Annotated in this window: 13 protein-coding genes; 9 read left to right on the forward strand and 4 right to left on the reverse strand. The window is 66.1% G+C overall.

All coding sequences use genetic code 11. The features are described 5' to 3' along the window. Positions 1-6 precede the first annotated feature (6 nt). From B5G43_RS14035 to B5G43_RS14045, 3 genes are read left to right on the forward strand one after another with little or no spacing between them, the layout of a single operon-like run. Entirely contained in the window at positions 7-804 is a 798-nt protein-coding gene (locus B5G43_RS14035) for a PHP-associated domain-containing protein (protein WP_087262443.1), read from the forward strand. Beyond that, entirely contained in the window at positions 801-1,583 is a 783-nt protein-coding gene (locus tag B5G43_RS14040; protein WP_087262445.1) for an inositol monophosphatase family protein, read from the forward strand. Before B5G43_RS14035 ends, B5G43_RS14040 begins: the two co-directional genes overlap by 4 nt. A gap of 10 nt (positions 1,584-1,593) precedes the next feature. Further along, complete coding sequence (locus B5G43_RS14045; protein ID WP_087262447.1) at positions 1,594-2,418, forward strand: MurR/RpiR family transcriptional regulator; 825 nt, start codon at positions 1,594-1,596, stop codon at positions 2,416-2,418. Between the two features lie 81 nt (positions 2,419-2,499). Here B5G43_RS14045 and B5G43_RS14050 read toward each other — a convergent pair whose 3' ends face one another. From B5G43_RS14050 to B5G43_RS14065, 4 genes are all read right to left on the reverse strand, one after another. Further along, positions 2,500-3,918, reverse strand: coding sequence for a family 1 glycosylhydrolase (locus B5G43_RS14050; RefSeq protein WP_087262449.1), 1,419 nt, complete (start codon positions 3,916-3,918; stop codon positions 2,500-2,502). A 13-nt stretch (positions 3,919-3,931) separates the two neighbouring features. Further along, a complete protein-coding gene (locus tag B5G43_RS14055; RefSeq protein ID WP_087262450.1) occupies positions 3,932-5,815 on the reverse strand; it encodes a beta-glucoside-specific PTS transporter subunit IIABC in 1,884 nt (627 codons plus the stop codon). Between the two features lie 83 nt (positions 5,816-5,898). Continuing rightward, the gene (locus B5G43_RS14060; RefSeq protein ID WP_242960601.1) at positions 5,899-6,735 is read right to left on the reverse strand and encodes a PRD domain-containing protein; all 837 of its coding nucleotides are present in this window, start codon (positions 6,733-6,735) and stop codon (positions 5,899-5,901) included. A gap of 279 nt (positions 6,736-7,014) precedes the next feature. Continuing rightward, positions 7,015-8,139: an S-layer homology domain-containing protein gene (locus B5G43_RS14065; protein ID WP_087262454.1), complete on the reverse strand. Its 1,125-nt coding sequence runs from the start codon at positions 8,137-8,139 to the stop codon at positions 7,015-7,017. 189 nt (positions 8,140-8,328) lie between these two features. On the opposite strand from B5G43_RS14065, the gene B5G43_RS14070 reads away from it, so the two are divergent. The 6 genes from B5G43_RS14070 to B5G43_RS14095 form a co-directional block, all read left to right on the forward strand. Beyond that, positions 8,329-9,333, forward strand: coding sequence for an iron ABC transporter permease (locus tag B5G43_RS14070; protein ID WP_242960603.1), 1,005 nt, complete (start codon positions 8,329-8,331; stop codon positions 9,331-9,333). Beyond that, positions 9,326-10,132 (forward strand): ABC transporter ATP-binding protein, encoded by an 807-nt coding sequence (locus tag B5G43_RS14075; protein ID WP_206405031.1) that lies wholly within the window; start codon positions 9,326-9,328, stop codon positions 10,130-10,132. Before B5G43_RS14070 ends, B5G43_RS14075 begins: the two co-directional genes overlap by 8 nt. Positions 10,133-10,145: 13 nt before the next feature. Next, the gene (locus B5G43_RS14080; RefSeq protein WP_158097438.1) at positions 10,146-11,237 is read left to right on the forward strand and encodes an ABC transporter substrate-binding protein; all 1,092 of its coding nucleotides are present in this window, start codon (positions 10,146-10,148) and stop codon (positions 11,235-11,237) included. A gap of 3 nt (positions 11,238-11,240) precedes the next feature. Beyond that, complete coding sequence (locus tag B5G43_RS14085) at positions 11,241-11,987, forward strand: hypothetical protein (RefSeq protein ID WP_087262458.1); 747 nt, start codon at positions 11,241-11,243, stop codon at positions 11,985-11,987. Further along, the gene (locus B5G43_RS14090) at positions 11,984-12,196 is read left to right on the forward strand and encodes a hypothetical protein (RefSeq protein WP_087262460.1); all 213 of its coding nucleotides are present in this window, start codon (positions 11,984-11,986) and stop codon (positions 12,194-12,196) included. Before B5G43_RS14085 ends, B5G43_RS14090 begins: the two co-directional genes overlap by 4 nt. Beyond that, on the forward strand, positions 12,193-12,691 hold a 499-nt coding region (locus B5G43_RS14095; protein ID WP_162610822.1), incomplete at its 3' end, for an Ig-like domain-containing protein. The genes B5G43_RS14090 and B5G43_RS14095, both read left to right, overlap by 4 nt.

Genomic DNA, 12,691 nt, shown 5'->3' on the forward strand with positions numbered 1-12,691 from the left:
TTTGCATTGAAGCTCGATTTTCACACCCATGGCAAGCTGGCCAAAAAGCTGCCCTTTTCCACCGCCTACACCGACTGGCTCTTCGGTGAGGCCCGCCGGGCCGGGCTGGACGCCCTGTGCCTCACGGAGCATTTCAACACCCTCCAGTTCGAGGAGCTCTACCGCTATCTTACCTCGGTGAGCCGCCGGACCGGGGACACCCTGGAGCTCTCCAACGGCCTGCGGGTGTTCCCCGGCATGGAGACCGACGTGGCCGAGGGGGGACACATTCTGTCCATCGGGCCGCTGGAGGCCATTCTGGAGCTCAACCGCCGGCTGGAGCCCTACAAGGAGAAGGAGCACTTTCTGCCCTTTGCCCGGCTGATGGACCTGTTTGCGGAATATCCGGTGCTGGTGGGCTGCGGACACCCCTACCGCGCCGGAGGCCATGTGCCGGAGCTCCCGGAGGAGCAGCTCCGGCGCCTCGCCTTCCTGGACCTGAACGGCAAGGACCTGGCCCTGGACCGTACGCGCACCCAGCGGCTGACCCGCGCGCTGGGGGAGCGGCTGGGCATTCCGGTGGTCTCGGGCAGCGACACCCACCAGGCGGTGCAGTACGGCTGTGTCACCACCGTCTTTGAGCAGACCTGCACCACCCTCTCCGAGCTGACCCGGGAGATGGCGGCGGGGCGCTATGAGATCCGGCTGTCCGACAGCGCCGCCTTCCAGGTGCGCACCGCCTGCCTCCTCAAGCGCTCCCTCAAGGAGATCCACGCCCTGGGCGGGGACTATGTCTCCATCCTCACCAAGGAGGCCATCGCATGAGCCTCCTCACCGAGGCTCTGGCCGGGCAGGTGGTGGAGGCAGTCCGGCAGGCGGGCGCGCTGCTGGCCGACCCTCACGCCGTCCGCAGCATCCGCGCCAAGAGCGAGACGGATTTTGTCACCAATGTGGACCTGGCTGTGCAGGAGACCCTCCGGGACCGGCTTCGGGCGCTGGCCCCGGAGGCGCAGTTTCTGGGGGAGGAGGGGGCGCGGGAGGCGATCGACCCCAGCCGCCCCTTCTGGATCCTGGACCCGGTGGACGGCACCACCAACCTGATCCACCGGTTTGTACACAGCGCCGTCTCCCTGGCGCTGGCGGAGGGTGGACAAATCGTCTTTGGTGTGGTATATCATCCTTACCGGAAGGAGTGCTTTACCGCGCGGCGGGGCGGCGGCGCGTTCTGCAACGGCCATCCCATTCAGGTGAGCACCGCGGCGCGGCTGGCCGACAGCCTGCTGGCGGTGGGCACGGTCCCCGGCCGGCGGGAGCTGGCCGACGCCGCCTTTGCCCAGATGCGGGCTCTCTACGATCAATGCCAGGATGTGCGCCGCACCGGCTGCGCCTCCCTGGACCTGTGCTGGGTGGCCTGCGGGCGGCTGGAGGGCTATGTGGAGCTCTTCCTCCAGCCCTGGGACTACGCCGCCGGCTGGCTGCTGGTGGAGGAGGCCGGGGGACGGGTGACCGCCCCGGACGGCGCGCCGCTCTCGCTGACCTGCGTTGGAGGCGTGCTCGCCTCCAACGGGCGGCTCCATCCGGCGCTGATTACACAACAGACATGAGGTCGAGCCCATGGAATTGCAGCTGCCTGTCTCGCCGGGGGAACTGACCCGGGCGGAGCAAAAGATCCTGGATTTCATCAACACCAATACGGACGCCTTTCTCTTCCTGCCCATCGGCCAGCTGGCCCAGCAGCTGGAGCTGTCCGACGCCACCCTCTCCCGCTTTGCCCGCCATGTGGGCTGCCGGGATTTCAAGGCCCTGAAGAGCCTGGTCATGGAGCAGGCCTCCGGACCGGCGGCCAAGCTGGCGGGGACCTTGTCCCAGGAGGAGCCCTTCACCCCGGCGGCGTGGCTGGAACGGCAGCGGCTCTATCTCCAAAAGACGGCGGAGCAGCTGGACAGCGCTGCCTTTGACCAGGCGGCGGAGGCCCTCATCACGGCGCGGCGGGTGTTTCTGCACGGCAAAAACGCCTCGGCGGCCCTGGCCCAGATGCTGCATTTCCGCCTGCGGCGGCTGGGGCTCCCTGTGACGCTGCTCCCCACCGGCGGCTCCGAACTGCTGGAGGGCCTGGTCCAGGCGGGGCGGGAGGACCTGGTGGTCCTGTTCAGCTTCTCCAAGCTCTCCCGGGAGGGGAGAATTTTGCTGGAGCAGAGCCGCCGGGCGGGGTACCGCACCCTGGCGTTTGTGGGGCGGACCTGTCTGGCGGAGGGAGAGCGGGCGGACATCCAGCTCTTCGCCTACCGGGGCGGAGAGCGGGAATACCACTCCATGGCGGCCCCCACCGCCCTGCTGGATGCGCTGGTGGTGGAGGTGACCGGGCGGCTGGGGACCCGGGGCGCCCGGAAGCTCAAGGAGCTGCACGAGCTGAAAACCCAGTATTTTTCCGACCCCTGAGTGTACGCGTTCCGTCAGGAGCGATGAGAAAAGCCGCGGAGCACAGCCCTTTGGGCTGTGCTCCGCGGCTTTTTCCAATATTTAGTCCAGATCCGCGCCGTTGGTGGCGATGACCTTCCGATACCAGTGGAAGGAGTCCTTGCGGCGGCGGGAGAGGTCGCCGGTGCCGTCGTCGTGCTTGTCCACATAGATCATGCCGTAGCGCTTGCGCATCTCGCCGGTGGAGGCGGAGACCAGGTCGATGCAGCCCCAGGGGGTATAGCCGATCAGGTCCACGCCGTCGGCCACGGCCTGGGCCATGGCCTCGATGTGGCGGCGCAGGTAGTCGATGCGGTAGCTGTCGTGGATGGCCCCGTCCTCACTCACCTCATCCACGGCGCCCAGGCCGTTCTCCACCACCATCAGGGGGATCTGATAGCGGTCGTAGAGGTGGTTGAGGGACCAGCGCAGGCCGTCCGGGTCGATCTGCCAGCCCCACTGGGTGGCCTTCAGGTAGGGATTGCGCAGGCCGCCCAGGGCGCCGTTGCCGGTGGAGGGGTCGCCCTCCTGGGCCTTGCCCACGCAGCGGGAGTCGTAATAGCTGAAGGTGTAGAAGTCCACGGTGCCGGCCTTCAGGTCGGTCTCGTCTCCGGGCTCCATATGGATGGACACGCCCTCCTGCTCCAGCAGGCGCTTGGCGTAAGAGGGATAGGCACCACGGACGTGGACGTCGCCGGGCAGCAGGTTGTGCAGCCGGTCCACGGCGGTCTGGGTCAGCAGGTCCTCCGGGTCACAGGTGCGGGGATAGACGCACATATAGGCGATCATGCAGCCCACCTGGTTTGCGTGGTCGATCTCGTGGGCCAGGCGCACCGTCCGGGCCGAGGCCACCAGCTGGTGGTGCATGGCCTGCCAGCGGTCCTGGGCCGTGCAGGTTTCGGGGAGCATGCCGCCGGCGATGAAGGAGCCGAAGGGCACCGAGAGCATGTTGATCTCGTTGAAGGTGAGCCAGCGGCGCACCTTGCCCCGGTAGCGGCGCAGCACAGTGTCGGCGTAGCGGAGGAAACAGTCGATGAGCCGCCGGTCCTTCCAGCCGCCGTAGGCGGTGGTGAGGTGGAGGGGATTCTCATAGTGGGACAGGGTGACCAGGGGCTCAATGTGGTATCTGGCCAGCTCGTCAAAGACCCGGTCGTAGAAGGCCAGACCCTCCTCGTTAGGCTCCGCGTCGTCTCCGTTGGGGAAGATGCGGGACCAGGAGATGGACATGCGGTAGGTCTTGAAGCCCATCTCGGCAAAGAGGGCGATGTCCTCTTTCCAGTGGTGGTAGAAGTCGGTGGCCTCGTGGTTGGGGTAGAAGGCGCCCTCCTCCGGCGGGATGGTGATGCGCCGGGGGGTGTTCACCGAGCCACCGGTAAACACGTCGTCGATGGAAGGGCCGCGGCCCCCCTCGTTCCATCCGCCCTCGTACTGGTTGGCGGCGGTGGCGCCGCCCCAGAGAAAGCCTTCGGGAAAGCGGTTCATAGTTGGTTCCTCCTTACAGAATGGTGAGCAGGCGGCTGCCGTGGGTGATCGCGCCCTCCTGGGCGGGGACCACATCCAGGAACTCGTCGGTGTTGGTGACGATGACGGGGGTGGTCACGTCGTAGCCCGCCCCGCGCAGGGCCTCCAGATCACAGGTCAGCAGCAGCTGGCCTTTCGTTACCGTGTCGCCCTCTTTCACATGGGCGGTGAAGTGCTGGCCGGCCAGATTCACCGTGTCCTTGCCCACGTGGATGAGCAGTTCCACGCCGTCGGCGCTGCGCAGGCCTACCGCATGGCGGGAGTCGGGGAGGGTCTCCACGGTGGCGTCAAAGGGAGCGTACACCTTGCCGTCGGCGGGCACGATGGCCGCGCCCGCGCCCAGCACGCCGGAGGCGAAGGTCTCGTCGTCCACCTGGTTGAGGGGGATCACCTTGCCGTCCAGGGGGCTGTCCACGGTGCGGCGCTCCACCTGGGAGCCCTTCTCCATGGCGGGGGCCTTCTCGTCCTTTTTCGGAGTGGCATCCGCGGCGGCACCGGCCTCCACGGGGTCCTTGAAGCCCAGAATGAAGGTGAGCAGGAAGGAGACCGCCACGGCGATGAGGCAGGTCAGGGCGATGTAGAGGATGGAGCTGGTGCGGTCAGCCTCGATGTACTGGATGGTGGTCACCAGGCCGGGGCAGGCGGTGGAGAAGCTCTTGAGCTGCATGAGCCCGGCGAAGCTGCCGGAAACGAAGGAGGCGATGAGCACGGCGATGAAGGGGCGCTTCAGGCGCAGGGTGACGCCGTACATGGCGGGCTCGGTGATGCCGGCCACCAGAGCGGAGAAGCCGGCGGCAGCGGCGGTCTGGCGCATGTTCTTGTTCTTGGAGCGCAGGGCGACCGCCATGGAGGCGCCGCCCTGGGCCAGGTTGGCGCCCAGCTGGGCTACCATGACCAGGCTGTCAAAGCCCAGGGAGCTGATGGAGGCGATGGCAATGGGGGTGAGGACGTGGTGCATGCCGAAGAGCACCAGAACGGGATAGATACCGCCGATGATGCCCACGGCCAGCCAGCCCAGGTTCACCTGGATCCACTCCAGGCCGCCGGAGATGGCCTCACCGGCAATGGCGCCGGCGGGGCCCACCACCCACAGGGCGATGGGGGCGCAGATGAGGACAACCAGCATGGGGTCCAGGAAGGTCTTGGTGATGGCGGGGGTCACCCGGTCGACCAGCTTTTCCACCTTGGAGACGACCCAGGCCATGATGATGGCGGGCAGGATGGAGTAGGGGTAGTTGGCGGCAGTCACCGGGATGCCGAACAGGCTCACTGCGTCACCGGCGTTGAAGAGGGCCAGGAGACTGGGGTGGATGAGGATGCCGGCGATGGTGATGCTGAGGAAGAGGTTGGCGTGGAAGTACTGGGCGGCCGAGGCGGCCACCAGGATGGGAAGGAAGTAGAAGGAGCCGTCGCCGATGACATTGAGGACCTGATAGGTGGAGCTGTCGGTGGACAGGACGCCCAGCATGGGCAGCAGCACCAGCAGCACCTTCATCATGGCGCAGCCGATGATGGCGGGGATGATGGGGGTCATGGAGCCCAGAAGACCGTCCATCATCCGGGCGGGGATGCTCTTTTTCTTCTGTTCCTGGGGGGGCTGGACGTTCTTCGTCAGCACGCCCAGTTCCTGCATGGCCTCGTACACTCTGGGGACCCGATTGCCGATGATGATCTGATACTGGCCGCTGCCGTGGGCCACGCCGATGACGCCGGGGATGGAGGAGACGGCCTCGTCGTTGGCCTTGCTCTCGTCCGCCAGGGTCAGACGCAGGCGGGTGGTACAGTAGGTCGCACCCTGGATATTCTCCTTGCCGCCTACTTGGGCGACGATCTGTTTTGCGGTGTCTTTCCAATCCATATCTGTTCAGCCTTTCTGTTCTCTTGCTCACATAAAGTATCAAAGAAAGGTCCGCACTCCTGCGCGCCGGCGCGCGGCCTCTTTCAATGCTTGGTGACCCGTGCGATGTGCACGGTGAGATAGAGCTCCTCTTCGCTGCCCAGGCGGTAGCCCCGTTTTTGCTCGATCAGGTCGGTGATCTCCCGGGTGCAGGCATAGGCGTCGGGGTGCTTGGCTCGGATGGCGTCCAGCAGTTCGCTGTCGTCCTCCTCGTAATAGGAACCCAGCATCAGGCGCTGGGCGAAGAATTTCACATGGGTGATGAAGCGGTAGTAGGCCATGGAAGTGGGGTCGAACTCCATGGAGAAGTGGCGGCGCACGATGTCACACACGCTCTGGATGAGCTCGGTGACCTCGTAGACCTGGTTGATCTCCACCCCCAGCTCGGCGTTGACGAAGTGGAGGGCCAGGAAAGCGGCCTCATCCTCGGCGAAGGGGAGATCGAGGGCCTCCCGCACCGTGGCCGCGGCCTCCAGACCGGCGGCGTACTCGTCGGGGTAGTAGCGCTGGATCTCCCAGAGCATGGTGTTCTTGATGACCAGCCCATCCCGGTAGCGCTGCGCCGCCGAGTAGATGTGGTCGGTGATGGTGATATAGATGCTCTCATTCAGGGGGCCCTTGAGCCGCTTTTCCGCCTGCTGAATGATCTTTTCGCTGAGCACTGCGTAGCTCATAGGAATGCGCGCCGCCAGCTCCTGGAACCGGCCGGAGTTCTCCTCCGACAGGCGAAAGACCTGCTCCGCCCGCTGCTGGGGCACCCGGTCTCCGCTGGTGTGCTGGAAGGCGATGCCCTTGCCCATGACCACGATCTCTTTGCCCTGCTCGTCGGTGGAAACAAAGGCGTTGTTATTCAGAATGCGCCGGATGATGTAAACTCCCACAGGAGCCCCTCCCTTTCCGTTTTGAAAAATGGGCGCAAAAAAAGCAGGCACCACAAAGAAACCTGCTCTCCAGGTTCTACTGTGGTCTTGCCTGCATTACCAGTGACAATCCGTCCTCATTCAATTGCAGACCTAAGTATAGTCGCTTTTTCAGCGGCTGTCTATCCCTGTTCTATACTAAAAATAAGGTCTTTTTTTGTGCTTTTTGCCCATGCAAAAACGAACAGCAGCCCCCGAAGCCGGGGGCTGCTGTTGGTTTTCCAGCGGAAGGGGGGCGCGTTAGCCCTCCAGCTGCTCCATGAACTGGGCCAGGATGGCGGAGCCCTCCTCGACCGTCACCGTGTCGCGGGGGGCCAGGCGGCCGTCGCCCACGTCGCCCAGGATCTCGTGCATGGTCATCCAGCACATGGCCTCATAGGCGTATTCGCTGACCTGATCGGCATCGGTGTAGTCCAGGGGGAAGGCCCAGGCGCCGGTGAAGCCCTGGTCCTGGCTCTGGGCATAGCGGTACAGGATCACGGCCAGTTGCTCCCGGGTGATGGGGTCCTCGGGGCCGAAGGAGCCGTTGTCATAGCCGCTGACCAGCTTTTCGCTGGTGGCCCAGCGGACCGCCTCGGCGTAGTCGGCGCTCTGGTCCACATCGGGGTACTGCATGGCGTAGTTCACCACGGGAGCGCCAGCCTGCTCGTGGAGCATGGAGACCAGACCGGCCCGGGTGAGGACCTGGTCGCTCTCGGTGTCGCCCTCTTCCTCGCCGGGCAGGAGCATCAGGTGAGCGGCGTAGGCCGTGCCGGCCTCCTGCTCCGTCGACATGCCGTGCCAGGCCATGACCCGGTCGCCGGCCTGGAGCTGGGACAGGGTGAAGGTGCCGCCCTCATAGGTGGAGCAGCCGGTCTCGCCGTCGGCGGTCAGGCGCAGAGTCCCCGCATCGGTGGTGATGGTCAGGGTCTCGCCCTCCTGGGAGACGGCCTCGACCACATGGTACTGGGCGCATCCGGCGTCCATGGGGATGTTGCGCACCACGGCCAGAGCCGCGGACTGGGGCGGCAGAGACAGGGTGGCCGCCGCGCTGTGGAACACGTACACGCCCTCGCCCTCGGCCAGGTCAGCGGGGTCATCCTGGACGCGGTTGCCGCTGTCGATCCACACGGTCTCGGCGGAGAGGTGCATCACATACTCACCGTACCGCTCCGAGTCCAGCCGGAGCTGAGTGGGGACGCCATTTTCATCCCGGATGATCTGCTGGATGGTGCCGTAGTACAGCACATAGCCGGGATTCGCCACCGTCTCCTCGGCAGAGACCGGGGCGGAGATGGGGACGGCCTGTTCGGCTGCCAAAGTGGGCAGCGCCATGGCGCAGGCCAGCGCGCCGCTGAGGATCAGGACAGGCAGTTGCTTTTTCATACGGATCGCTCCTTTTTAAACAGAGTGGGTTGGATGGGCTGCTTGCTCTGTCCTCTTAGACGGCGGGTCTGAGGAAAAGTTCCCCAAGAAAATCGACGCTTGGGCGCCTCTTGTCTTTTATGGGAAGTATGCTATAATTTTTACAGTTCTTGTCTAAACCGGTCCGTCTAACAGGGAGGTGGAGCAGTCGTGAAGCGGCGTGGTGGACGCGGTCTGCTGGGGGCGGCGCTGGTGCTGCTCCCTTTGGCGTGTATCGTCGGGAGCCTGTTCATCGGATTGTACGATCTGAGCGCGGGGGACGTGCTCACCATCCTTTTCCAGCCCCAGATGGCCCCCGCCGCCCAGGTCAGCGTGGTGTGGCAGCTGCGCCTCCCCCGCACCCTGGCCGCCGCCATGGTGGGGGGCGCGCTGTCGGTGAGCGGCGCGGCCTACCAGGGAGTGTTCCGCAACCCGCTGGTGGACGCCGGAATGCTGGGTGTGTCCAACGGGGCGGGCTTCGGCGCGGCTTTGGCCATTGTGGCCCTGGGGGGTGGCGCGGCCATCTACCCCTGCGCCTTTCTCTTCGCCATCGGTGCGGTGCTGCTGAGCGTGCTGGCCGGGCGCATCGCCGGGTCGGCCACCAATCTGACTCTGATCCTGGGCGGTGTCATCATCTCCGCCTTTTTCAGCGCCTTTACCTCTATCTTAAAGTACATCGCCGACCCCTATTCCCAGCTGCCCGCCATCACCTTCTGGTTCATGGGCAGCTTCGCCGACGTCCACTACCGCCATTTTATCGCCTTCCTGCCCATGGGTCTGGGGATGCTGCTGGTGCTGCTGTGCCGGTGGCAGATCAACGTGCTCTCCATGGGGGACCGGGAGGCAGCCGCCCTGGGAGTGGACCTGGGGCGGTACAAGCTCCTGCTGGTAGGGGGCGCCACCCTGGCCACCGCCTCGGCGGTGTGCATCAGCGGGGTCATCAGCTGGGTGGGGCTGGTGGTGCCCCACATCTGCCGGATGCTCTTCGGAAACGACAACCGCCGCCTCATCGCGGCCAGCCTCTCTCTGGGTGCCTCCTTCCTGGTGGTGATGGACGTGCTGGCCCGGACCCTCAGCACCGCCGAGATCCCGGTGGGCATCCTCACCGCCCTGGTGGGCACCCCCTTCTTTATCTTTCTTCTGAAGCGGACGAGAGGGGGCGGCTGGAGTGAGTGAGCTGCTGCGCCTGGAGGGGCTGAGCTGCGGCTACGGCGCGCCCCTCTTCCGGGACCTCTCCCTGGCGGTGGACCGCGGGAAGATCCTCTGCCTCATGGGCCCCAACGGCTGCGGAAAGAGCACTCTTTTGAACACGGTCCTGGGGCTCCAGCGCCCCCTGGCCGGGCGGGTGCTGCTGGAGGGACGGGACGTGAAAACGTGCTCCCGGCGGGAGATCGCCCGGGTGCTGGCCCTGGTGCCCCAGCGGCACCAGCCCATGTTCCCCTATACGGTGCGCCAGGTGGTGCTCATGGGCCGCACCGCCCACCTCTCCCTCTTTTCCGGCCCCACGGAGGCGGACGAGGCTATGTGCGACGCCGCGCTGGAGCAGGTGGGGCTGCTGCACCTGGCCGAGGCCCCCTACCACCAGCTCTCCGGCGGGGAATTGCAGCTGGTGCTGCTGGCCCGGGCGGTGGGGCAGCAGACTCCGCTGTTGCTGCTGGACGAGCCCACCGCCCATCTGGACCTGCGCAACGAGCTGCTCTTTCTGGAGACGGTGTCCCGCCTGGTCCGGGAGCGGCACATCGGTGTCCTCATGGCCACCCACGACCCGGACCACGCCTTTTACCTGGAGGAAGAGGGGTTACCGGTCACCGCCGCCCTCATCGCCAACGGGGGGCTCTTTGCCGCCGGACCGCCGGCGGAGACCCTGACGCCCCCCACTCTGGCCCAGGTCTATGGGGTGGAGGCCGCAGTGCTGGAGGGGCGCGTCCCCGGACAGCCCACGCTGCGGCGCATCGCCCCCCGACACATTCTCTGAGGAGGAAACCGGCATGAAACAGCTGCGCACGTCTGCCCTTTGCCTGCTGCTCTGTCTGACCCTGCTGTGCGCCTGTGCCCCCACGGGAAAGCAGCAGGGCCCCGGCACTACCGAGACCCAGTCGGTCACCGATCTGGTGGGCCGGACGGTGGAAATTCCCAAGGAGCCCGCCTGCATCTGCGCCTTGGACCCCTTCTGCGCCCCCTTTGTGGTGGCCTTCGGCTACGGGGAGCAGGTGAAGGCCACCATTCCCTCCATCCAGCGGGATGTGCTCATCCAGTCCATCTGCCCCTCCCTCAAGGAGGCGGAGGTGGTGAAGAGCGGCGGTGTGGTCAACGCCGAGGCCCTGCTGAGCCTGGGAGTGGACCTGATCCTGCTGGACCGGGAGAGCTACGACGACCCGGACAGCCGGGCTAAGCTGGACGCCACCGGCATTCCCTACCTGGTGGTGGGCAACGCCACCATCGACGAGGCGCTGGAGGCGGTAGCCCTGGTGGGGGAGGTGCTCCACGCCGACGAGGAGGCGGAGCAGTACATCACCTGGTACCGGGACTGTCTGGACCGGGCCGAGACGGTCAGCGCCGCCATCCCGGAGGAGGAGCGGCCCCGCCTCTACCACTCGGTGAACGAGGCGGTGCGCACCGACTACGCCGGGAGCCTTCCCGCCCAGTGGATCGCCGCCACCGGCGCGGAGAATGTCTCGCTGGAGGGCGGCCTCACCATGGAGGGGGGCAGCGCCTACACCACCCTGGAGCAGATCTTCGTCTGGGACCCGGACCTCATCATCTGTAACGAGGTTGGAGTGGCCGACTACATCCTCACCGATGAGAAGTGGAAGGGCCTGGGGGCCGTGGAGCGGGGCGATGTGTACCAGATGCCCATCGGCCTGAGCCGCTGGGGCCACCCCAACAGCATCGAGACTCCCCTGGCGGTGCTGTGGCTCACCGAGCTTCTCTACCCGGAGGAGTCCGACATCGACCTGGAAAAGGAGACCCGGGACTTTTATCAGACCTATTTTGACTATACGATCAGCGACGAGGAACTGGATGCGGTCCTGTCCGGCGATGGGATGCGCACCCCTAAGACCGGCGGAAAGGTGGAATGAGCTGTGGAAGAGAAGCTGCTGCTTTGCATTGATGACACCGACACTCTGGACTCTCCCGGCACCGGCGAGGTGCTGGACACGCTGCTGGCCGCCCTGGCGGAGGAGGGCCTGGGACAGGGCTCCTTCATCACCCGGCACCAGCTGCTGGTCCACCCCGACATCCCCTACACCTCCCACAACAGCTCCATGTGTACCCAGGTGTGCACCGGCGACGGGGTGGGCGTGATCGCCTTTGCCCGCGCTTTTCTGGAGCGGACCTGGGTCCCCGGCTCCGACCCGGGGCTGTGCGCGGTATTTCCGGAGCGTTTGGCGGACCCGGCGGGATTGCTGGCCTTCGGTCAGGCGGCCAAGGAGCGGGTCCTCACCAAGGACGACGCCCGGGCCCTGGCGGAACGGGAACCGGAGGGGATCTTCCTCTCGGAGCACGGCGGCACCGGGCAGGGCATCATCGGCGCGCTGGCCGGGTGCGGCCTGCGCCTGAGCGGGACCGACGGCCGCTGCCGGGGCAAGCTCTACCCCAGCGCAGTGGGGGAGAGCCTCACCGCTGCGGAGCTCATCGCCCGGGGCGGCGTGGACTGTGTGGCCGACCCGGAGGGGAAGGTTCTCCCCGGCGACACCCCGCTGGTCTTTGCCCGGCCCTGCAAGGCGGTGTTCCGCCGCGGCCTGCGCCTGGCGGTGGCGAAGCCCCGGCCCGACGGGGCCTGGGAGCTGCTGGCCAAGCAGGACCTGCCGGAGGTGTTTCTGGTATGAGCGGCTCTTTTGAACATACCCCGGCGGGGCGGACCTTCCGCTTCGGCCGCCACGCCCCGGAGGAGGCCCGGGCGGCGGTGTGCGCCCAGTACCGTCGGGACGACGAGGAGGAGACGGAGGACGACACCGTCTCCTGCTACAACTGCCGCTACCGGCGCTGGACCGTGGAGTCCTTCGTCTGTATGCGGAAAGGAGAGGAAGAGACATGAGACGTGCGCTTTTCGCCCTGCTGGCAGCGCTATGCCTGCTGACCACCGCCGCCTCGGCGGAGGACGGGGCGGGCAAGGCCCAGCCCCTGGCCCTCAGCAGCAGCAGCGTGGCCGACGGAGCCACCAATGTGGCGGCGGACACCGCCATTCGCCTGGATTTCACCAAGAACGTGGTGAATCTGACGGTGAAGGACAACAATAAGACCTGCTTCTCGGTCACCGACTCCACCGGCGCGGCGGTGCCCATCGTGGTGAGCATGGGGGACGACCAGGTGGACCGGGACGTGCGCAATACCATCTACGTCTCACCGGCCCAGGCGTGGCCGGCGGGGGAGACCCTGACCCTCACCATCTCAGGGGATCTGATGGCCAAGAACGGCACCTCTATGGGCACCGCCGCGCCGGTGGAGTCGGTGACCGAGAAGCAGGTCTTATTGTTGTCCTTCACCGTCAGATTCACCACGTTCTTGGTGAAATCCAGGCGAATGGCGGTGT

Source organism: Flavonifractor sp. An92, from assembly GCF_002159175.1.
Taxonomy (GTDB): Bacteria; Bacillota; Clostridia; order Oscillospirales; family Oscillospiraceae; genus Pseudoflavonifractor_A.